Annotated in this window: 17 protein-coding genes; 7 read left to right on the top strand and 10 right to left on the bottom strand. The window is 55.2% G+C overall.

Annotated elements, in window-relative coordinates; translation table 11 throughout:
* The first annotated feature begins 73 nt into the window (after nucleotides 1-73).
* Complete coding sequence (locus WA922_RS11275) at nucleotides 74-631, top strand: pyridoxamine 5'-phosphate oxidase family protein (protein ID WP_424771808.1); 558 nt, start codon at nucleotides 74-76, stop codon at nucleotides 629-631.
* 64 nt (nucleotides 632-695) lie between these two features.
* Here the strand turns inward: WA922_RS11275 and WA922_RS11270 are convergent, their stop codons facing one another.
* Nucleotides 696-2,126 (bottom strand): sodium-dependent transporter, encoded by a 1,431-nt coding sequence (locus tag WA922_RS11270; protein WP_424771807.1) that lies wholly within the window; start codon nucleotides 2,124-2,126, stop codon nucleotides 696-698.
* 118 nt (nucleotides 2,127-2,244) lie between these two features.
* On the opposite strand from WA922_RS11270, the gene panB reads away from it, so the two are divergent.
* Complete coding sequence (panB, locus tag WA922_RS11265; RefSeq protein ID WP_424771806.1) at nucleotides 2,245-3,117, top strand: 3-methyl-2-oxobutanoate hydroxymethyltransferase; 873 nt, start codon at nucleotides 2,245-2,247, stop codon at nucleotides 3,115-3,117.
* Nucleotides 3,118-3,219: 102 nt separating this feature from the next.
* The gene (locus tag WA922_RS11260) at nucleotides 3,220-4,275 is read left to right on the top strand and encodes a DUF475 domain-containing protein (RefSeq protein WP_424771805.1); all 1,056 of its coding nucleotides are present in this window, start codon (nucleotides 3,220-3,222) and stop codon (nucleotides 4,273-4,275) included.
* Here WA922_RS11260 and WA922_RS11255 read toward each other — a convergent pair.
* From WA922_RS11255 to WA922_RS11230, 6 genes are all read right to left on the bottom strand, one after another.
* The gene (locus WA922_RS11255; RefSeq protein WP_424771804.1) at nucleotides 4,272-5,231 is read right to left on the bottom strand and encodes a bile acid:sodium symporter family protein; all 960 of its coding nucleotides are present in this window, start codon (nucleotides 5,229-5,231) and stop codon (nucleotides 4,272-4,274) included. The two genes, WA922_RS11260 and WA922_RS11255, sit on opposite strands and share 4 nt — an antisense overlap.
* Nucleotides 5,232-5,291: 60 nt before the next feature.
* Nucleotides 5,292-7,070 carry a tetratricopeptide repeat protein gene (locus tag WA922_RS11250; protein WP_424771803.1) on the bottom strand — a complete coding sequence of 593 codons (1,779 nt, stop codon included), beginning with the start codon at nucleotides 7,068-7,070 and terminating at the stop codon, nucleotides 5,292-5,294.
* Nucleotides 7,054-8,430 carry a PEP-CTERM-box response regulator transcription factor gene (gene prsR, locus WA922_RS11245; protein WP_424771802.1) on the bottom strand — a complete coding sequence of 459 codons (1,377 nt, stop codon included), beginning with the start codon at nucleotides 8,428-8,430 and terminating at the stop codon, nucleotides 7,054-7,056. The genes WA922_RS11250 and prsR overlap by 17 nt, the downstream gene beginning before the upstream one ends.
* Nucleotides 8,430-10,658, bottom strand: coding sequence for an XrtA/PEP-CTERM system histidine kinase PrsK (gene prsK / locus WA922_RS11240; protein ID WP_424771801.1), 2,229 nt, complete (start codon nucleotides 10,656-10,658; stop codon nucleotides 8,430-8,432). The genes prsR and prsK overlap by 1 nt, the downstream gene beginning before the upstream one ends.
* Nucleotides 10,658-12,043: a TIGR03013 family XrtA/PEP-CTERM system glycosyltransferase gene (locus WA922_RS11235; protein WP_424771800.1), complete on the bottom strand. Its 1,386-nt coding sequence runs from the start codon at nucleotides 12,041-12,043 to the stop codon at nucleotides 10,658-10,660. The genes prsK and WA922_RS11235 overlap by 1 nt, the downstream gene beginning before the upstream one ends.
* Nucleotides 12,044-12,178: 135 nt before the next feature.
* A complete protein-coding gene (locus WA922_RS11230) occupies nucleotides 12,179-13,549 on the bottom strand; it encodes a helix-turn-helix domain-containing protein (RefSeq protein ID WP_424771799.1) in 1,371 nt (456 codons plus the stop codon).
* Between the two features lie 157 nt (nucleotides 13,550-13,706).
* On the opposite strand from WA922_RS11230, the gene WA922_RS11225 reads away from it, so the two are divergent.
* The 3 genes from WA922_RS11225 to WA922_RS11215 all read left to right on the top strand — a co-directional run bounded on the left by WA922_RS11225 (nucleotide 13,707) and on the right by WA922_RS11215 (nucleotide 16,231).
* The gene (locus tag WA922_RS11225; RefSeq protein ID WP_424771798.1) at nucleotides 13,707-15,305 is read left to right on the top strand and encodes an isocitrate lyase; all 1,599 of its coding nucleotides are present in this window, start codon (nucleotides 13,707-13,709) and stop codon (nucleotides 15,303-15,305) included.
* A gap of 61 nt (nucleotides 15,306-15,366) precedes the next feature.
* Complete coding sequence (locus WA922_RS11220; RefSeq protein WP_424771797.1) at nucleotides 15,367-15,540, top strand: hypothetical protein; 174 nt, start codon at nucleotides 15,367-15,369, stop codon at nucleotides 15,538-15,540.
* Nucleotides 15,541-15,706: 166 nt separating this feature from the next.
* Entirely contained in the window at nucleotides 15,707-16,231 is a 525-nt protein-coding gene (locus WA922_RS11215; RefSeq protein ID WP_424771796.1) for a hypothetical protein, read from the top strand.
* A 12-nt stretch (nucleotides 16,232-16,243) separates the two neighbouring features.
* Here WA922_RS11215 and WA922_RS11210 read toward each other — a convergent pair whose 3' ends face one another.
* Both WA922_RS11210 and WA922_RS11205 read right to left on the bottom strand, forming a co-directional pair.
* Nucleotides 16,244-17,563: an amidohydrolase gene (locus tag WA922_RS11210; protein WP_424771795.1), complete on the bottom strand. Its 1,320-nt coding sequence runs from the start codon at nucleotides 17,561-17,563 to the stop codon at nucleotides 16,244-16,246.
* 44 nt (nucleotides 17,564-17,607) lie between these two features.
* Complete coding sequence (locus WA922_RS11205) at nucleotides 17,608-19,410, bottom strand: SLC13 family permease (protein ID WP_424771794.1); 1,803 nt, start codon at nucleotides 19,408-19,410, stop codon at nucleotides 17,608-17,610.
* Between the two features lie 123 nt (nucleotides 19,411-19,533).
* Here WA922_RS11205 and WA922_RS11200 point away from each other — a divergent pair, with 123 nt between their 5' ends.
* Nucleotides 19,534-19,674: a hypothetical protein gene (locus tag WA922_RS11200; protein WP_424771793.1), complete on the top strand. Its 141-nt coding sequence runs from the start codon at nucleotides 19,534-19,536 to the stop codon at nucleotides 19,672-19,674.
* Nucleotides 19,675-20,362: 688 nt separating this feature from the next.
* Here WA922_RS11200 and WA922_RS11195 read toward each other — a convergent pair.
* A partial coding sequence (locus WA922_RS11195) for a calcium-binding protein (RefSeq protein ID WP_424771792.1) occupies nucleotides 20,363-22,146 on the bottom strand: 1,784 nt, incomplete at its 5' end.

The following is a 22,146-nucleotide window of genomic DNA, read 5'->3' as shown; positions in this document are numbered from 1 at the left end:
CCCCATCTGTCATTACGAAAATCGTCTGAATGCGGATGCGCAACACGGCCGAACCGCGATCTGGTTGCAGCGAATGACATTGGAAATCCGCTTCGGAACTTTAATCCCGCAAATCTATTCGTTTATCATACAGACACAAGAGGTTTTTATGAAATATACAGACGGTAACGCAGACGCCCTGAAAACAAAATTCTGGAAAGCTTTGGCAGATTCGCCTTTCGTATTCCTGCAGCGGGATCATGAGCCAGATGCTGCGGTTCCGATGACCGCGCAGCTTGATAAGAATGCAGATAGCACAATCTGGTTCTTTACCACCCGCGACAATTCATTGGCGAATATGGGCCCGGCAACGGTGACGTTTGCAGCCAAGGGGCACAATATGTTTGCCCGTTTCAAGGGCGTTTTAGGCGAAGAGAAAAGTGCTGAGCGTCTCGATAAGCAGTGGAGTAATTTCGTCGAAGCATGGTTCCCCCAGGGGAAACAAGACCCCAACATGATCATGCTCCGGATGGATCTGGGCACGGCAGAGATTTGGGACGGTGATCAGTCCCTTCTCACCACCGCCAAAATGGCACTGGGAATGGATGTTCGCGGTGATGTTGATGACAAGAACGTCAAAACTGCGCTTTAATCAAGCTGCATTTATATTGAAAAGGCCGCTCTGCACCAGAGCGGCCTTTCTGTTGCATGGCAAGCTATCCCCCCAGGACAGAAGGGAAAATGCCCACAATCAGAATGGCGATCAATGCCAGCGGGCACACCCATCTGACCAGAAACAGCCAAAGTTTTTCCAACCCGCCATTCAACCCATTTTCAGAATCGATCAAGCGCCGCTCCGCCACCCAGCCGACGAACAGGGCGGTCAAAATCGCACCGATCGGCATCAAGATTTTGCTGGTCACCGTATCCAGAACATCGAACATCCCCTGCCCTTCAAATAAAGGGATGAAGCCGAGCGGGCGGAATTGCGCCATGTCGTTGAATGACAGCGCGGCAAAAACACCGATGAGTAAGGCACCGGTGGTAACTATCAATGTCGCCGCATTTCGTGAAATCTTCGCCTTTTCCTTGAGCCAGGCGGTCGGCGCCTCCATCAGCGAAACAGAGCTGGTCAGGGCGGCAAAGAACACCATTACAAAGAACAGCAATCCAACCACCGAACCGAACGGCATGGTCTGGAAACCAATCGGCAAAGACTGAAACATCAGCCCTGGCCCGCCATTCGGCTCTAGCCCGGCGGCAAAAACGATCGGGAATATGCACAGACCAGCGAGCAGCGCCACGGCGGTGTCAGCAAAGGCGATGATACCAGACGTGCCCGCCAAATTTACGTCACGGCCAACATATGCGCCATAGGTCATCATCCCTGCGACACCCAGCGATAGGGAAAAGAAGGCCTGGCCGACAGCTGCAAGCATCACCGAACCGGTCAGCTTCGAAGCGTCAAAAGTGAAGAGATAGGACAAAGCTTCGGCGAACGCTCCGGTAAATGCGCCATATATGGTGATCAACAGGAACAGCACAAAGAATGCCGGCATCAACCAGGTCGCTACCCACTCGATACCGCCAGACACACCGCGCGATACGAAATAAAACGTGATCGCAATGAATGCGACATGCAGGCCCACCATCAACAGGCCATTGCCAAAAAGATCAGGCAAAAGCGCCTCGATATCGCCTGGCGGGCGCCCTTGGAAAGCTCCGCCCACTATGCCTGTGGCCATCAGGTCCTGAGCAAAAACACCGATATAATACAGCACCCAGCCACCGACGACGCAGTAAAAACTGAGAACGAGGAACGCGCCAAGTACACCGAAAGACGCCAGCAGATCCCAATGCGTGGATTTACCCGATTCCTTTGCAATCCGCCGGACACTTTCAGGTGCTGAAGCCTGTCCGTGACGGCCAATAAGCGTCTCTGACAGGAGAATTGGCAATCCGATCAAGGTCACGCACAGGATATAGAACAATACGAATGCGCCGCCGCCATTGGCACCAGCCTCTGCCGGGAAACGCCACATATTGCCCAGCCCGACTGCCGAACCGACCGCAGCCAAGATAAAGGCGGAGCGCGATGACCAACCATCGCGCGCCTTGTGTCCGTTTGTACCTGTCGCTGCAACCATTCCCGAAATCCTCTATCGGCAGCCCTGTGTGCCCTCTACTGCGAGCTTCTGCAATGAATCGCGCTCTTAGTCGAGTTGGTATTTGCGCAAATCCCCCGCTCGGCTAGAAGCTGGCAGTATGTCTACGACTTTCCAGCTCGACACGGCAACAAGCCGCGCCACTCCCACCCCTGCCCCGATGAAGCGCCTCACCGTACCGCGCATCCGTTCGCGTAAAGTTGACGGCACAACGCAAACACCGCTGGTTATGCTGACGGCCTACACCGCGCGGCAAGCGCAATTGCTGGATGCCCATTGCGATATGCTGCTCGTCGGGGACTCGCTGGGCCAAGTGATTTACGGACTGCCTTCGACGGTCCCGGTGACATTGGAAATGATGGCCAATCATGGCGCGGCGGTGGTGCGTGGTTCCTATCACTCGGTGGTTGTTGTGGACATGCCGTTCGGATCATATGAAGCATCCAAAGAACAGGCCTTCACTAGTGCCGCTTTCCTGCTGAAAGAAACCGGCGCTGCTGCGGTAAAGCTGGAAGGCGGCGCAGCAATGGCGGAAACCGCGGCATTCTTGAACCAGCGAGGGATTCCGGTGATGGGGCACATAGGCCTCACCCCCCAGGCGGTGAACGTTCTTGGCGGATACATGGCCCGTGGCCGCAGCGACAATGAGGCAGAGAAAATCGTTTCCGATGCAAAGGCGCTTGATGATGCCGGCGTGTTTGCAATCGTGATCGAAGGCGTAGTGGAGCCAATCGCGGTTGCCGCGACGCGTGCGGTCGCCTGTCCGACAATCGGTATTGGCGCATCAGCACAGTGTGACGGGCAGGTTCTTGTCACCGATGACATGCTGGGTATGTTCGAACGGGTGCCGCGCTTCGTGAAGAAATACGATGATATCGCCGGGGTGATCGACAAGACCGTACAGACCTATGCCGAGGAGGTTCGCGCGCGTATTTTTCCGGGCCAGGATCAGACATACCAGCCCAAGCCATAGGTTGGCTGCGCAGCGAAAGCGCGAACGCGGCATTGCACGAACCGAAATTGAGGCGTAGCCGCGCGCTGTCACGCGCCAGTTACGCACCTAAGAGGTTTTCCAATGGCCACTCTGCTACGGTTTTACACATTTTCGTTCGCCTTTACCGCTGTCTGTTTGGTGTTGGCGGGATGGTATGGCTGGGCAAGCACCGGCACCATCACCGGCACGTTGTCAATCTTGTGGATTGTGCTTGTTCTCTCAATTCTGGAAATTTCACTCAGTTTCGATAATGCGGTTGTCAATGCGACGGTGCTGCGCGAAATGGACGAGGTGTGGCAACGCCGCTTCCTCACATGGGGCATATTGATCGCCGTATTCGGAATGCGGATCATCTTCCCGATTGCCATTGTTTCGATTGCCGCAGATCTTGGCCCGATCGAGGCGATAACACTTTCGCTGGATCGGCCAGATGAATATCAACGCATAATGTCGGATGCGCATTTGGGTATTGCGGGCTTTGGCGGGGCGTTCCTGGCGATGGTTGGACTGACTTTCTTTTTCGATAGCGACAAGGATGTGCACTGGATCGCCTCACTGGAGTGCATGATTACCCGGTTTTCGAGCGTTCCGGCAGTCGAGCTTGGCCTTGTATTGCTATTGGTGTATGCCATTTCGGTACAGCTTCCCCAGGGCGATGCGGCGCCATTCCTGACGGCAAGTATCCTGGGCCTGGTCACGTTTATCGGGGTGCATGCCTTGGGCGTGCTTATCGAACAGAGGGAGGCACGCAAGAAGGCCGCCGGTGAGGTTGTCCGGTCCGGGCTCGGCGGATTTCTTTATCTCGAAGTGCTCGACAGCTCGTTCAGTTTTGACGGTGTCATCGGTGCTTTTGCTCTATCCAACAATATGATCGTAATAGCTTTGGGGCTGTCAGTGGGCGCAATGTTTGTCCGCTCCATGACGATTCATCTGGTCCGTCAAGGAACGCTCGCCCAGTATCGATATCTGGAGCATGGTGCGTTCTGGGCGATTATTATCCTGGGTGTGATTATGCTCCTGTCTGCCATCATTCACATACCCGAGACAATCACCGGTTTGATCGGTGCGGTATTGATTGGCCTGTCGCTCTGGTGGTCGGTCCGGTATAATCGCGCAGCGGCGGCACCAGCTGATTAAGCGGCGCGGTTGAACCGTGATGCGATGGGTGCAGAAACCACCAATTGCAGCAGGTGATATACCAGCAACGGCACCAGAATAATCCCCGCAACCGTTGGCGGGAACATCACCAAAGCAAGCGGTGCGCCCATTCCGACGCTTTTATGCGCACCAGAATACATAAAAGAAATACGCTCACCGCGCTGCAGGGACAAGACCCCCGACAGCAGCCAGGCGCCGCCATAGGCGACGACCAATAACAGGCATAGTAATGCCAGCAACCAGGCCCAGCTCACCAGATCCAGGCGCGTCCATATGCCCTGCTCGACAGCGCCGGAGAACGCGACATAGACGGCGATGGAAATGGCAGTCCGGTCCATCCAACCGATCAACGAAGGGTGCGAATGGAGCCACGGCAACATTCGCAACTGGGACATTTGCCCTAAGCCAAACGGCAACAGCACAATCAAAAACAATCTGATTAGGCTGTCCAGGTTCACATCTGCATATGCGCCGCCGCTCAGCCATGCAAAAATCGGGGCGGAAACAAACACACCCAAAATGTTGAGCAGAGCGGCAGATACGACTGAACTTGCAACATTGCCGCCCGCAATCGAAGTGTAGGCGGTTGCAGATTGCACCGTTGAAGGCAAAGCGCCTAGATACAGCAGCCCCAAAGCGATCAAGGGCGGAACCAGCCCCGCAGCGAGCAGGGACAAGCCGTATCCCGCCGCAGCCATTGCCCCGAAACACCACAGGGCGAGCGGAACCAGTAAACGGACATGCCGGATGCCCCGTGCCACATCACCGCGCGACAGGCGGATACCATTGAGGAAAAACAGTAAAAATACCGCTACATTAGAAACCGCGTAAGCAGCTTCCAATCGCTGGCCCGTCACCGGCAGGAACGTGGCCAGCAGGATCGCGAGCACCAGCATACGGACCATCACATCAATACGGACAAGGCGCTGCAGCATGGCTGCCCACTGCCCTGCGATTTCAGGATTGTCGAGCGAAAGCGCCGGCTGTTTCGTGGATCAGGCCGGCAGCTTTGCCGCCTTGGCTGTTAGCGTATCAACCTTTTGATCATGTCCGCCAATGTCGCGAAAAACATTCGCGAGCACATTGGTGGTCACTTCACTCATGGGCTGCAAGGCGTAGGCGCGCTTAGCCATCTTCACGGCTAGTTCTGTCTCGCCCATTTTGATCGCAATTTCCGCACGCATGGCGTGCAGCACCGGATCGCGCATTCCGCCATTGGTCAAGGCATGATCAGCAAATATGGCGGCGCTGGTATAATCATCACGCATATAGGCTTCGCGTGCGAGACTGGCCGCGGCCTCCGTATTGCCCGGATCACCCACGAAGTACCGCGCCAGGACTGCCAGAGCCTCGCTGTCGCGGCCGCTCGCCTCCAGCGCAGTGACCAGCTTTCTGGTGATCAGCCACGGCTTTCGCACCGTTCCAAACTGCGTATATCGATTGATCGCAGCGCGATATTTACGCGCCGCCATATTGGCATCTCCCGCCAGAGCGAGCGCATCAGCGGACCCGCGTAAATTGCGCAGCAACTGTTCCGCCACAGCAGGCGCGCCGGCTGCTTGACCGGCGCTGATTCGGGCGCGGATCAAGCCCAATGCAGCCGATCCGGTGGCCCCTCCCCTCGCCTCTGCTACGTTCAAGTCAGAACCGGCAGGTACAGCGACCAAATTTCGGCCTCGTGGCAGTGCGGCCAAATCCAGCATAGGCCCAGCTTTCTCACGATCACCCAACGCTTCATAAGACCGCGCCACCAGCATTCTTAGATAAGGGGACGCGCTCGGCTGCTGCGCTGTCCCGGCAAAGCGATAAATCAGCTCGCGGTCGTTCTGGCCCAGTGACAACGCCCGCGCGAGCAATTGGCGCACACGGCGGTTGTCCGGCTGTCTGCCAGCCAGCCGCTCAAGCGTTTGTGCGGCACTGGCATAGTTTCCGTTTTCCAGATCAATAATGCCTGATAGCAGCATGGCCGCGGGCATCTCCTGATCCGCACGGCTGCTGCGCAGCAGCAGTAGCCCCGCCAGATCATAATTCCCGGCTCGCGCAGCCAGCACGGCTTGAAGAAAATACACACGCTTATTGCCAACATCAATCCGCGATACTTCGCGGATGACGCTCAGCATGTCCTTTACTCTGCCCAGCTCGCCAAGCGTCGCGGCGTAATCAAGCATCAGATCGACATTTTCGGGATTACGTTCCAGCGCCCGCTCAAACCAAGGAATGGCTTCTCGCATCCCTTCGGCATCGCGCACCAATTGGGCACGAAAACGCAAAGCTTCGGCATTTTCAGGATCGAGCTCAACGGCATAAATACTTGCATCGACCGCCTGAACCTGTTCACCGCCCCGGTAACGCAATCGGCCAATATCCACCCACAGCTCAGCACTCTCTGGTTGGTATTTCAACGCCTGATCAAATGCCTGTCCGGCAGAAGGCAAATTGCCTTCCTGCATTTCCAGTCGGGCAAGCATATGGAAGCCGTGCCCGCGCATATCTTCAGAAAACGCACCATCGCCCAGCCATTGGCGCGCTTCTGCCAATTGCCCTTGCTGCAGTTCAGCCTCCCCCAGATAGGCTGCCAATGCAGTCCGGTCTGCGCCTGCTGCGAGCATATCGCGCAGTATCACTTCCGCGGCCAGGCCCTCTCCCTCGGCAAGCGCTTTCTCGGCCTGCTCCAGAGGTGACGGATCGGGCTCAGGATCGCTGCATCCAGCCAATCCCAGCGAAAATGCTGCCGCCAAAATTGCACCAGCAGGAATGCTAAGTTTGCAGATCATACTGTTTCAAAAGATCGTATAAAGTTGGCCGGCTTATTCCGAGAAGCTTGGCGGTAGTCGAAATATTGCCTTCACTACGGGCGAGTGCATGGCGGATTATCTTGCGATCAGACTGCTCGCGCGCGCTTTTGAGATTGAGCGCATCGCCGCCGTCTTCTTCGCTACCCTCCAAATCAAGATCGGCTGCTGACACAAGCTTGCCATCCGCCATGATGACCGCGCGTTTGACACGGTTTTCCAGCTCACGCACATTCCCCGGCCAATTCCAGCCATCAATCGCCGCGAGCGCATCGGCAGCCAACCCCTTGACCTGCGGATTCATTTCGGTCGCAAACCGGTTGAGGAAAGCTTTGGCCAGCAGCGTAGCATCACCCGGCCGCTCCGCCAGGGTTGGTATCTTGATGACAATCTCGGCGAGGCGGTAAAACAGGTCTTCGCGGAAACCGCCAGTCTCGATCATACTCTCAAGGTTTTGGTGCGTGGCGCACACTATTCGCGTATCGACGTTGATCGGGGTGCGCCCGCCGATACGCTCAATCGTACGCTCCTGCAGGAACCTTAGCAATTTCACCTGCAACGGCAGCGGAATATCGCCCACCTCATCAAGGAACAAGGTCCCGCCATGCGCCATCTCAATTTTGCCCTGGGTGGTTTTTACCGCTCCTGTGAAGGCTCCTTTTTCATGACCAAACAGCTCGCTTTCCAGCAGGTTTTCAGGTATTGCAGCACAGTTGATTGCCACAAAAGCGCCGGATTTGCGATCACTGGAATCATGGACACCGCGGGCCAGCAATTCTTTCCCCGTTCCGCTGGCCCCCAACAACATGACTGACACATTGGCACCGGCAACGCGTTCAATAGTGCGGGCCACTTTCACCATCTCAGGCGCAGCCGTGATCAATTTACCCAGAACAGTTTTATCCTCGCCTACCTGTCCCGCCAGACGGCGGTTTTCATCTTCTATCTGGTGCAGCTTCAAGGCGCGCCGGACGACAAGGCCGAGCGACTCAATGTCCACCGGCTTCTGATAAAAATCATAAGCCCCACGCTCGATCGCACGCAGTGCACTCTCACGGGCACCATGACCCGATGCAACGATAACCTTCGTGTCAGGTTTCAACGCCATAATCGCATCGAGAATGGCAAAACCTTCGGTCGTGCCGTCCGGGTCAGGGGGAAGGCCCAGATCAAGCGTCACCACCGGCGGCTCTTCCGCACGTAGCGCAGCCAAGGCGCTTTCGCGGTTGCCCACAACCGTGACGTCAAAATCCTCATACGCCCATTTCAACTGTGCCTGCAGACCTTCATCATCCTCGACAATGAGCAATTTGGGCAAGGCGTCTGGTTTCGAATGGGCCATCACACCACCTTCATCTGTTGTTGCAGTTTTGGTTCATTTGCGCCGATTTGCGCGGCGGCCAGCGGGAAGGATATCGCGAAGCGTGTTCCAATGCCTTCACGCGAATCCACATCGAGCCGTCCGCCCATACCGCGGATCATTTCCCGCGCTTCAAATGCGCCAATGCCGAAACCGGAATTTTTGGACGACACAAACGGTTTGAATAAGCCGTCGCGAATGAATTCGGCGCTCATCCCGCAGCCGGAGTCGATGACTTCAATCCGCCCGCTTGCTCCGTCACTGCTAATGTCAAGAGAGACAGGAGAGCCGGCGTCGCTGGCATCGATTGCGTTTTGAACGAGATGGACCAGCGCCTGTTCCAAACCTTCGGCATTGGCGATAATCTCTCCGCTCTCTCTTCGCGCCAGAGATAATGGGTGAACTGCCTCGTATTGGTCCATCACCCGTTTGACGACATGCAACATATCGATCGGTCCGCGTGTTTCCGATCCGCTGGTGCCATACCGGTTAAGCCGTGCGAGAAGGCCGTTTAATTTATCAGCACTGTTTTTCAATGTGACCAGCATATCTGCACGGAATTCCGGATTGTCGGCGTGCCGCTGCGCATTGCGCGACAACAGTGAGAGCTGACTTGCGAGATTTTTGATGTCATGCATCACAAATGCGATCCGCCGGTTAAATTCATCGAACCGGGCAGATTCCATAAGCGATGTCTGCCCGGCCTGCTCGGCGAGATAGCTCGCCAATTGCTGGCCAACGACGCGGAGCAAATCAAAATCCTCCCAATCGAGCCGTCGTGGTTCTGCCGGGCGCGACAAGACGATAACGCCGATCAGCCTGTCAAAGTGGAGGAGCGGTACAATCGCCCACGCTGCCTGTTCGCAGCGCAGCCAATCGGGAAGCAGAACCGCTTCGCCATGCCAGTCTTTGCCCGCACGAATATCATCCAGATCAAGAATGAAGCCACGGCTTTCGAATAGGTCAGCGAGATCCCTGGGGATCGGATCTGTTGCAGGGACCGCAGCATTCTTCCAGTTCCACCGCGATGCCAGCTCCAGCGCACCACCCTCACCCACCAGGAACAAAAGGCCCGATGGGCTGTCGGTAATGTCGGCCATACTTTTGACGATGCGTTCCTGTAACGTTTGCCCCGGCAATGTAGGGTTTTTCAAAGTCTCACCCTGCAAAGTCTCACTGGAAACGACCGGGTTTTGACCGGTATCGGTTTGAGTTTTCAAATCCCCAAGCCCGTCGCTATGCCCATCAATCTGGCCAATGGTTTGGGTAAAGCGCAGCCATTCCGCGCGATAATCATACCGGTGCTGGAACAGATGCTTGACCGCCGTCACCCGCACCCAACCCCTTAATCGATGCGAAGGGAGCCACAATAGGGCAACCACGGTGGCTGCAAAAGTGAAGCCAACCTGAGTTAACCGGCCCACATCGCCGCCCAGCATGGATAGCGACTGGGCTATGCCCACCATCAACAGCAAATACGCGCCAATCACCAACAGCGACAATGTCTGAAAGGCAACTTTGCGCGATGGCCGTAATCGTATTTGTGCGGCGCTGCGGGTAGAGCCAATCGCTAAGGGTACGGTCATGGACGCGACGACCAATCCGCGGATCGCGGCAAGTTCGAGCGGCAATTCCCCGCCAAGATAGGCGACGGTATCGAAATTGAGATCAAAGGACCACATTGCTGCAAGAGCAGCCGCAGTCCATCGCAGCACGGGCCGGATGCTTTGCGTTGCCCCGACATAGAGGTTGTGCAGCAGTACCAGCGCGCCAACCGATACCATTACGCGGAACATCGCGGATACCTGAAAGACCAGAATTTCTAACTCTGTGGTGATTGCAAAGCGAACCGCGATAACGATCAAAACAATCTGCAGACACTCAACAAATGCCAACGCCGCCATGACAGGCCGGATGGGCCGCAAGGTTTCATGCCGTCCATCATGCGCAAACAGGCGGTACAATACGTGTAACCATGCAAGATTGCGGCAAACTTCTGCCATGGAGGACCACGATGACAAGGGTCCGAACGCAGCGACCATGACACACCAGCTTGCAGTCAGAGAAAGCGCCGCGAGAACTGCCCTGCGATCAGGCCGGTCGCGGTCGCCCATCCGCCATATCCACCCAGCACCGATGGCACAGGCTGCTGCGCCGCCAAGATACATGGCGAAGCCTGCAACAAGCCACGCTTCGGTCCAGCTTCCCATTAACGCGCGCCTTCAGGCCACAGCACCACGCGCAGCGTCTGCAGAAGGATCAACAGATCAAGAAACGGCGTATAATTCTTGGCGTAATAAAGGTCATATTCGAGCTTGTGCCGCGCATCTTCGATTGACGCGCCATAGGGATAGTTGATCTGCGCCCAACCGGTGATACCCGGCTTCACCATATGCCGTTCCGCGTAATAGGGAAGCTGCTCTTCAAGATCGGTCACGAATTTGGGGACTTCGGGACGCGGCCCGACAAAGCTCATTTCGCCTTTCAGCACGCTCCACGTTTGCGGTAATTCATCAATCCGCACTTTACGGATAAAGCGCCCCAAACGGGTGATGCGCGGGTCATTTTCTTCCGCCCATTTTACCCCGTCTTTCTCCGCATCGGTGCGCATCGAACGCAGCTTGATCACATCGAAAGTCTGGCCGAACAGACCAACCCGCGGTTGACGGAAGAACGCCGGACCTTTGTTATCGAGTTTCACCAGTATGGCGAACAGGACAATAATCGGGAGGGTGAGAAGGAGCAACAGGCCGCTTGCCAGAATATCAAACATCCGTTTGGCCGCGCTTGAAAACATGCGCCCCGATGAAAACCCGTCCGAGAATATGAGCCAGCTGGGATTGACCGAATCGAGATCGACCCGCCCGGTCTCACGCTCTACAAAGCTGCTGAAATCGTTGATGTGAACGCCAGTGGTTTTCATCCGCAGCAAATCTTTGAGCGGCAATGAATTGCGCCGCTCCTCCAATGCTAACACGACTTCGCTGACACCGAGATTTTCAGCGAATTTACCCAGATCATGCACAGCCGAGCGCGCTATCGCCTCTTTGACGATCTGCTCACCTTCATTCATCCCGACAAAGGACACGATCGAGAAACCCGATCCGTCCTTTTCAGACAGTTTTTTCAGACGCATTGCGTGCATACCGGCCCCGAGGACCATGACCCGGCGCCGAAATGTTGATGTGCCTAGAAACTTTCCGACGACCAGTCGGTTACCGATCAAACACATCACCGCGAATGCCATCGCATAGAGCAGCGTTGATCGCCATAAACCCGAGCCCGGGACCAGATAGTCCAGAACAGAGACCGCGATAATGCCAAGGCTGATAGCAACCAGCAGACGCGAACAGGCAAACCGCAAGGAGCGTAGCGCATCACTGCCGTACAAGCCGACCGAGACCATCGCGATCCACACCATTGCAACGAATGCGATCATGGAAAATGACCGGTCGCTGAGCAAGCCAGGTGTCATGCCGATTTGCGACGCACGCAGCTGCCAGCCCAGCTCACCGGCCAAAAACAGCAAGGCAATATCGCAAAGGGCGAGCAGAACCACCGCGTTGGGTATATAATGTTTAAACAAACGGATCATGTGTGCCGGCCTGGAATCGCAATTGATCAAAACCAGATACGGCAAAGAAGTGAAATGTCGGTAAATTTTACACAGATGGCCTAATGCACTGTATTCAAGAATTTTTCTATCTTAACGCTCCGCTAATGCCTGATCTCAGCCCTCGCCGAAGGCAAACGGTGTGTTGCCGCGCACCACCGGGTCAAACCGCAGGGTAGCTCTGCCAGGGGGCAGACTGCGTTGACGGCATTCGGGCCGGTAACAGCGGGCACACCCCAAACCAATCGCAACCGGTTTTTCTTCAATCCTGTCGAGCGAGAGGCTGTCGGCAAAGCGGCTCTCGACACCTAGAACCACAGCAAATTGTGCCTCGTGCGGTGCACCGCTACCCGATACGGTTTGGGCCATCGTGACCCAGCTATCAGGTCCGGCCTCGCCTCCGTCGACTTTGATAGGCTGGGTGCATAACTGTCCCGGACGGTCAAAAACGCGGTTGGCGATCCATAACGGGCAGCTCTTGTCTGTTTCGAGTAAGGTTGCACCACTGGCACCGGAAAAACGTTTGGAGAACTGCCCGGCCCGATCAATACGCGCCATAAAAAACGGCAGCCCGCGCTGGCCAATACGCTGCATGGTCGTTAGCCGGTGGGCGAGCTGTTCAAAGCTCACGCCGAAACGCATTTGCAAAATCTGCAAATCATAATTCGTGCTCTCGCAGGCTCTGAAGAAGCGGCCATAGGGCATCAGCAATGCCGCTCCAAAATAGCCATATAGATGGCGTTCAAACAAGGACCGTGCGGCCTCATCAGTAAATTTTGAGCCTGACGCGAGGCTGACGATCTCGTCACGCTGCTCAAGCTGAGCGATCTGCACCGCAATCTGAAAATTACGCGAGGCTGGCGTCAGCATTTCGGACAATTGCAGCTGCCGCGCATGCAGATCGAGCCGCACCAGAGCATTGGGCATCACATCGCTCGGCAAGATGCGGATCATTAACTGATGTTTGACGCGCAGACGTTTTGCCAGCGCCACGCCCAGATCACCGCGAGAAAGCCGCAGCTCATCCGCTAATCCCTCTGCGACATCATCCAAATCGGCAAAATGATTGCGCCATTTTTCGATTTCAGCACGCGCTTGCGCAAGCGGGTCATTCGCGGTTTCTACGCTATCGCCAGCGGTATCATACAGCTTAGCGAAAGCGGCGGCGACATGCGGAGCGGCCGCCAGAAACTCGGCAATTTCATCACGATCAATATCAAGACCGGCAAAGCGTTCATCCGTGAGGCGGCGGGCCATGCCGTCAACCCCGCCAATCGCTTCATCTTCGCGAAGGCTGCGCGGGTCAAAATCGAACTGATCGACGATTTGAACAATTACCCGGGCCGACAATGGCCGCTGGTTACGCTCAATCAGATTGAGATAACTGGGTGAGAATGACAGTCGAGACGCCATTGCCGCCTGAGTGAGCCCTTCACGCTTGCGCAGCCGGCGGATCGCTGCGCCGGCAAAGATGGCTTGATCTGGCATTTGTCACTTTCATTACATAATTACACAGACACCTTGCCTATATCGTGTCAAAAGACAAGAAAGTATGTAATTTTCCATATTATTGTGCACGGTACTCGTTCATAGCGGTCGGGCAGGCACAATTGCCGCCCCTCCTTCCCCTCCCTCGGAGAATAATATGACTTACCAAAACACTATCAGCGAACTGGACCAGGCTATTAAAAAGCAAGGTTCACCGTGGAGTGCGATCAATGCGGAGACAGCCGCGCGGATGAAGCTGCAAAACCGCTTCAACACTGGCATCGATATTGCCAGATACACAGCCAAAATCATGCGTGCTGATATGGATGCATATGATGCGGACCCGGCACAGTACACGCAGTCACTCGGCTGCTGGCACGGATTTATCGCGCAGCAGAAGATGATTTCGATCAAGAAACATTTTGGCGGAACCAAACAGCGTTACCTTTATCTGTCCGGCTGGATGGTTGCCGCGTTGCGCAGCGAATTTGGCCCGTTGCCTGACCAATCCATGCATGAAAAAACCAGCGTCTCCGCCTTGATTGAAGAGCTCTACACGTTTCTCAAACAGGCTGACGCCCGCGAATTGGGCGGAATGTTCCGCGCGCTCGATGCTGCCCGTGATGCGGGCGACGCGGTCGAAGCCAAACGGCTAGAACACGCAATCGATAATTATGAAACCCATGTCGTTCCTATCATTGCTGATATCGATGCTGGTTTTGGCAATGCGGAAGCTACCTATCTGCTGGCCAAAAAAATGATCGAAGCCGGTGCCTGTGCATTACAAATCGAAAATCAGGTTTCTGATGAAAAACAATGCGGCCACCAGGATGGTAAGGTTACCGTCCCGCATGAAGATTTCTTGCAGAAAATCCGTGCTATCCGTTACGCATTTCTTGAGCTGGGTGTTGAAGATGGCATCATTGTCGCGCGCACAGACTCGCTCGGAGCCGGTCTTACCAAGCAGATCGCTGTCACAAAAGAAGAAGGCGACCTGGGCGACCAGTATAATAGCTTCCTTGATTGTGAAGAGATTGATCCGTCTGCCATCCAGAACGGTGATGTCTTTCTGAGCCGTGAAGGCAAGTTGCTGCGGCCAAAACGTCTGCCATCCAACCTCTTCCAGTTCCGCGCTGGAACCGGCGAGGATCGCTGCGTCCTGGATAGCATCACATCACTGCAGAACGGCGCTGATCTGCTGTGGATCGAGACCGAGAAGCCGCATATTGGCCAGATCGGCGGTATGGTGGACCGCATCCGCGAAGTTATTCCCAATGCGAAACTGGTCTATAACAATTCCCCCAGTTTTAACTGGACACTCAATTTCCGTCAGCAAGTCTATGATGCCTGGGCCGAGGCGGGTAAGGACGTGTCGGCATTCGAGCGGGATAATTTGATGAGCGTCGATTATGATGCAACCGATCTTGCAATCGAGGCTGATGAGAAGATCCGCACATTCCAGCGCGATGCGGCTGCACAGGCAGGTATTTTCCACCACCTGATCACCTTGCCCACTTATCACACGGCGGCGCTCAGCACTGACAATCTCGCCAAGGAGTATTTTGGCGATGAAGGTATGCTTGGCTATGTCAAAGGGGTACAGCGTAAGGAGATCCGTGAAGGAATTGCCTGTGTCAAACACCAGAACATGTCAGGAAGCGATATTGGTGACGATCACAAGGACGCTTTTGCGGGCGAAGCAGCTCTGAAGGCCGGCGGCGCCAAGAACACGATGAACCAGTTTGCCGCTGCCTGATGATGCAGGTAGAACCGCCGCCGCCTGACAGGTGGCAGCTGGAATAAAGGAAGAAGATAGCATGTCCGATACCGAGAAAAAGCCAAGCGAACCTGGCCGCGCACGTGCGCTGCTGTCGACCGCTGATTTCAAATTGCTGCGCACCGCTCTGGCGAGCCATGCGAAAACGACTGATGACCGCGAAGAGCTCGCTAAAATCAATGCGCTTCACCACCGGCTCGGCACCTATAGCTGACTCATCAAACCTATCTCCTGGGGAGGAGACGCGGCCGTCAGAGCTTCAGTTCTGGCGGCCGCACATTTTGCCGCTTCAGCAATAACAGAACATCGCATCGGCGGTTACGTATTTGATAACCATAAATTCAAGATGATGCTTAACCTCTACGCGTTAAGCGGAAAATATGGCCAGCAAACAAAAACTCATTGTCGTAAATGCCAAGATGTACAAGCATTTCGCATTGGTCACCGTGGGCCTTACCGTTGTGCTCGCCTTAATGGCCGATGGCGAAAGCCGAGAGGCCGTGGTGGAGCAGGCAGCCGATATTCAGGCCTATGCCGAGAAACCCAAGGACCCGGTCATGGTCATCGCCAACAGTAGCGTCTCAGACTCAGGGGGACTGGGCGGATTTTATAGCGGCGCTGCACCAGGTTCGCTTACGCCGGTTGGCGGATTTTCTACGGCTGCCAATAGTGCCAGAAATGTGCCCTTACTGCGCAAGCTTGTGAGCGCCGTTACCGATGTTGAGCTCAAACACCTGGGCATTACGCGCGACAGATTCCTCACCATGTCCGAGAACGATCAGGAGGCCCTGCTGGCGCGTCTGAACGGCGGGGTCAGTCCGGTGACAAGCCGAGACACGATCGAGCTCGTTTCTAACAGTTCGCTTGCCCGTTCCGGAGGATCAGGCCCGAGCGCAGATTTCTGACCGCAGCTGACTCTACGCGGGCTTAAGCAAGTCCAGCACCGTCGCGCTCATGGCTTCTGCTGCAGTCGCAATAACGTTTTCAGCGTCAGGCGCCCAGAACGGACTGTGCAGCGAGGGCAATTCACCCTCTCCATTCTGCGCCTTGTCAAACTGGTCTTGCGGCACCCCGCCTACCCAGAAAATAAGTGACTTCGTATCATCGGGGCTTGCGCGCAGGAACTGGCCGAAATCCTCTCCGCCCATCACCGATGGTACTTGCATGACGCGCTCCTCGCCAAAACGCGCGCGATAACCGTCCATGACGGTTTCCGTAAAGTCAGGCGAATTGTAGGTCGATGGCGTATAGGGATCCTGTACCGTTACAACCGGCATCCGGTCCTCAGGCATGCCTGCGGCTATCGCCTCACCCTTGGCAATACGGGCGATGCCATCCAGCAAGAGCTGGCGCGATTCGTCCGTGTAGGACCGCACCGTAATCTGCAGGCGCGCTTCGTCTGAAATGATATTATGTTTATGGCCAGAATGAAAACTGCCCACAGTAACCACTGCGGGATCTAGCGGGCTGCTTTCGCGGCTCACCAAAGTTTGCAGCTTCATCACAATGGCGCTGGCCAGAACAATCGGATCTTTCGTCGTATGCGGATAGGCACCGTGGCCGCCCACGCCGGGAACGGTTACGTCGACACTGTCGACATTGGCCAGCGCGAAGCCAGGCGAATACCCGATCATGCCGGCGGGAAATTGGGCCGCATCGTGGAATCCCAAAACATAATCCGGCTTGGGGAACCGCGTATAAAGCCCGTCCTCCAGCATCGCGAGAGCGCCCTCGCCAATTTCTTCGGCAGGCTGAAGGATCATCACCAGCGTGCCCGACCATTGGTCCCTGCGTTCGGACAGAAGCTGCGCGGCGCCAACCCAAGCTGTCATATGCGTATCGTGACCGCAGGCGTGCATCACGCCGGTTTCGACCCCTGATGCCGGAACCGCCGTCCGCTTGGATGCATAAGGTAGTCCGGTCTTCTCCTCTAGCGGAAGCCCATCCATATCTGCGCGCAGCATGACCACTGGCCCATCCCCGTTGCGCATCACGGCAACGACGCCGGTCTTACCGATGTTCTCGGTTACCTCAAAACCGAGCGCGCGGGCCCGAATTGCCAATTTTGCCGCGGTCTCTACTTCCTGGAAGCTTAGTTCAGGGTTGGCATGCAGATCACGGTACAGCGCCATCAGCGCGGGCATATCTTCGCTCAATGCGTCACGCAGCTCGTTGGCGTTGACCGGCACGCTCAAGGCAAGTGCCGCGCAGCTTGCTACCAAAACCGTTCTCATCATACTGACACCCCCATCAAAAGAAATCGTCTCACCAACGTTAACAGCTACATCCCATATGTCATCACCAGCAATATCGATAACGTAGTGACCATCAGCACCACCAGCGGCACACCGGTGCGAATATAGTCCTTAAATTCGTAACTGCCTTCCGCCATAATCAACATATTGGTCTGATATGCGATGGGTGTCGCATAACACAGATTGCAGCCAAACAAGACCGCAAGAATCAATGGCTCTGCCGGCAGACCCAATTGCGAGGCGATGTTAAAGGCAATCGGCGTACCCACAGTCGCCGCCGTCGCATTGGACGCAAAGTTAGTCAGCAAAGTGACGAACAGCATAATGACAGCCAACACTGCGGCAGGCGGCAAATGCTGCAATCCCATAGACATCAATTCGCCAAGCCATGCGGCAGCGCCGCTTTCCAGTATAATCCGGCCAATCGCGATACTGGCAGCGACCAGCACGATCACTTTCGCCGATAGCGCCCTGCCGACGCGGTCAAACTTCACGCAGCCGGTAACAAACATCAGTATCGCCCCGGCCAGCGCAGAAATCGCAATTGGCAGCAATCCAATCGACGCGGTAAATACCGACCCGAACATGATCGCTGCGGCCAGAACAGCCTTGGATCGGCGCGGCAACTCGCGGGCACCGTCCAGGATCAACAGGCTATCATTGCGGGCAAAATCATGCAGGTCTTCAAGCAGCCCCATAACCAGTAGCACATCGCCTTCCGCGATGCGCAAATCTCCGCCAGGATTAAACTCGTCCCGCTGTTGCCCCAGAATACGCTCGGGCCGGTGGATACCTAAAACCGCAACCCCGTATAAATCGGCAATGCCAGAGGTCGACATGGTACGTGATATCAACCGCGAATCCCCCGTCACAGTCATTTCGACCACGGTTATGTCTCTGCGTTTTTCAGTCGATTTGCGCTTGATCCGGTCCAATACCCAACCCGGAGCAACTTCCCCTTTCAGCGTGCGCATGGCATCTTCCAATGCTTCATGCGTTCCAGTGACAAGCAATCGCTGGTCTTCATATATGGCACCATCGGGCGCACCAATGAATTTCAGATCTGCGGGAAGTTTGGGCAAAATCGCCGCCAATTCCTGTCCGGCAAGAACGCTGTCCGCCCCTATCCGCAAGCGCGCTTCAAAGCGTCGGACCGTATCTTCTGTTTCAACCCGGTTATCGCCAAGCAATCGGGGCATCACGAGCCATAAATATGGCAGCGCAACCAATGCGGCGATCAGCACTATCGGTGTATAGTGGAACACGCCCATCGGCGGCATGCCCAAATCAACCGCAATTGACACCACCAGAATGTTGGTCGAAGTCCCAATGGTAGTTGCCATCCCGCCGATCAGAACAGCGGCATTAAGCGGGATCAGCGTCTTCGATGCTGCCAGCCCGCCGCGGTTGGCCAGCGCCACGAATATCGGCAGCAGCAGAACCAGAACCGGCGTGTCATTAACGGCCATCGACAGAAAAAACGCGATGAGCAGTGAAACCAGCAGGCCGAGCTGCAGATTAATCTTGAACACCCCCTCCAGCAGCCGTGCGGCAGGCTCCAGCGCGCCGGTCACCACCAGTCCCCGCCCCATTATCATCAGCGCGCAGATGGTAATTAGCGCGTAATGGCCGAACCCGGAAAATGCGAGCGCCAACCCGTCCGTTGGCTTGGTATCTTCCAGCGGAAAAAAATACAGCCCAACCGCAATAACTGCGATGGTCAGCAGCGAAACAATCTCAACAGAAAGCCGTCCGCGCGCAAAGGCGACAAACATCGCGATTGTCACGGCCATCGCCGCAAGGGCGTGATAGGAGGGTGCGTCTGGCATCGTTACAACACTGACTCTCAAAGGACAGCATTAAACACAAGCTATTTCGTCGATTATCGGTCCGATTGATCGACCCGCCTGAGCTCGCGCGGCGTGCATTTATACAGTCGGAGCTAAAATCGCATGAACTCGCTCCTATTCGGCGGAGCGCGACACCCCCATCACGATGGCTCGATCGATCCCGATTACGGGCCCAGCCGCCGCGATAATGGCGATGACGGGTCGATATTGCAGTCTCACGATGCGCAAATCGCAAATAAGTGAGGTCGCGATCAAGCGGGGCCAAAACGGGGCGCGATGGCGCAAACCCTGCATAATGTCATGTGATATAGCTGAGCCGTCCGACTGAACCTGGCAGGCTTTGGACGCTTAGCGGCTATAATAATGCGCGCCCAATCACCGGCGAGAGCGCAATCGCTGCACTGTTGAAAGGAGTGGTGCCCCTGGCCCGACTCGAACGGGCACTCCGTTAAGAACCGCATTTTGAGTGGAACGAGACAAATTTAATATACTGATAACAAGTTATAATTTTTTCGTCAAGCCAAATTTGTGTAAGGTTTTGTGTAAGTGTGTAAGACATGTGTAAGGGAATCGCACAAAAAGTGGGGCGCGCCTGAGATGGGTAGAACGTCCTTTACAGTCCCCTGTTCCACTAATGGTTCGAAAGTTGATGAATCGCGATGGCGGGCGCTTGGGCTTTGCCTGATCCTCGCACCAAAAGCGGACAGACGGCTTTTAAGGGATATCTACCAAGCAACCGTTAGCGAAAGACCGTAAGCGGGAAAGGAAGTGGAATAGCTGCTTATGGAACTGAAGGCCGAGAAAGCAGACGCTCATGAGTCGTAGCCATTACGGCCAGTATCGATCCAAGCTCAAACACCAGATCAATTCCGGCATGGCACTGCTTAGCGTTCTTGACAGCTGCGCCCATTCCACAAGCCCTTCAATACGGTTAGGAGTACAGATGATCTAACAATTGCGTTGAACTTTGCCTTGCTTGCCTCTCATCTAATGCGCCTTGGATGCCAAAGCTGGCCATATCTTGCCGCAGCAGGGCTAAACGTCGCGTATTGTTGATATCCGATAGACCATTTGCGGGTGTGCCAATTGGATCATCCTTACCCATAAAGGTTAGATCATCGCCCTCGGTCGTTGGTCTCAACGTTTTGGGCAAAGCTGCAGTAGGTTGAACAGCCGGAGTGTCGGTATCCAAAGCGTCCGGACCTCCGAAAAAACGCTGTTCCATAATATCTTGTATGGTCAATCCATCCAGCACGAGCGGGCCGCCTCCATAAATTTCCATCCTATCGCGTGTGAGATGCAGAGTAGGGCAACTGGATGGCACATTGTCTGCGACTGCGTTTGCCGTACTGATTTCTGTCTCAGTCGTACTTCGGAGATCAGACAAAGGCCTTTGTATTTCTGGCAATACATGCAGTCGCTGAGGCTCCGCAGCTTGTCCTGCAGTCAAGTCGCTACTCGCCATATGCGGAGATGAATAGCGAGTATTCCTGCGAAGGTCTGGATCACTAAGCATAGTTCCAGCCATGCGACGCCATCCACTGCTTAACAACCCTTCGACCCAATTGCCATAACGGAATTCAACAGGATCTTGTGAAGCATAATCGGTTGGCACTGATCTATCGCTGCCAAACTCCATTGGAGCTGATGAACCCGAATAGTAGGTCAATGCGGCATCGGCAAAAGTGCGCTGCTCGCCATTTGCGAGGGTAAAGCTGCCCGTATTCACGACGGCTACCTCGCCAAATTCAAAAACAGATTCAACCGCTGTTCCGGTTAAGTCGAACGACGCGATGCCCGCCTCTGTTAAAGACAAGGTTTCACCATCGTTGACCACACCGTCTCCGTTGGCATCACGCCAGATACCGAAATCATCAAAACGATCATCGTCTTTTGTAAGGACACCGTCACCATTTGAGTCAAAGGCGCGTAGACCTGCAAGGTCTGAGGCGGCTTCTTCAACATCATCTATGAAACTGATCTCGTCAGCTCCTGACATTGTTCCGTTCCCATCGCGATCCAGAAACAAAAATGCATCACCAGTTCCGATCCAGCTAGTATCATCAGCAATACCATCACCGTTAAGATCGAAACGCGCCGAACTTGAAGCTGCATTGATTGTTTCAATGCCGTTGCCATCGAGATCCAGAATGATCGGAGCAGAGAGGGATACTGTTTCTGCATTCTTGAAAGTCAAATATTCAACACTCAAAACTCTGTCGGAACCATCATCACCATCGACCGCGGCAGCATTGTCTCTGACCAAGAACGACCCTCCAGACGTGATGATCGAATATGTAGAAATCTCTCCTGCAAATACGGCAGTGTCATTACCAAGTCCGCCAACCAGCCGGTCATCGCCTTCGCCGCCCTCCAGCGTGTCGTCAGACGCGCCGCCGACCAGCACGTCGTTACCCGCAAGGCCGCTCAACACATTAACACCATCGCGGCCAACGATGCGGTTATCAAGCGCATTGCCGGTGCCGTTTAAGGGTCCGGTGCCCGTCAAGGTCAGGTTCTCTACGTTATCGCCCAGCGTATAATTGACCGTCGAGACTACCGTATCAGTGCCCTCATCAGCGTTCTCCGTTACTGTATCGCCTGCATCGTCAACATAATAAATGTCGTTGCCAAGCCCCCCGCTCATCGCATCAGCGCCGATACCGCCAACCAGCCGGTCATCGCCTTCGCCGCCCTCCAGCGTGTCGTCAGACG

The sequence above is a fragment of the Pontixanthobacter sp. genome, from assembly GCF_049682855.1.
Lineage (GTDB): Bacteria > Pseudomonadota > Alphaproteobacteria > Sphingomonadales > Sphingomonadaceae > Pontixanthobacter.
The sequence above is the reverse complement of the archived record's forward strand: the minus strand, read 5'-3'. Positions and strand labels throughout refer to the sequence as shown.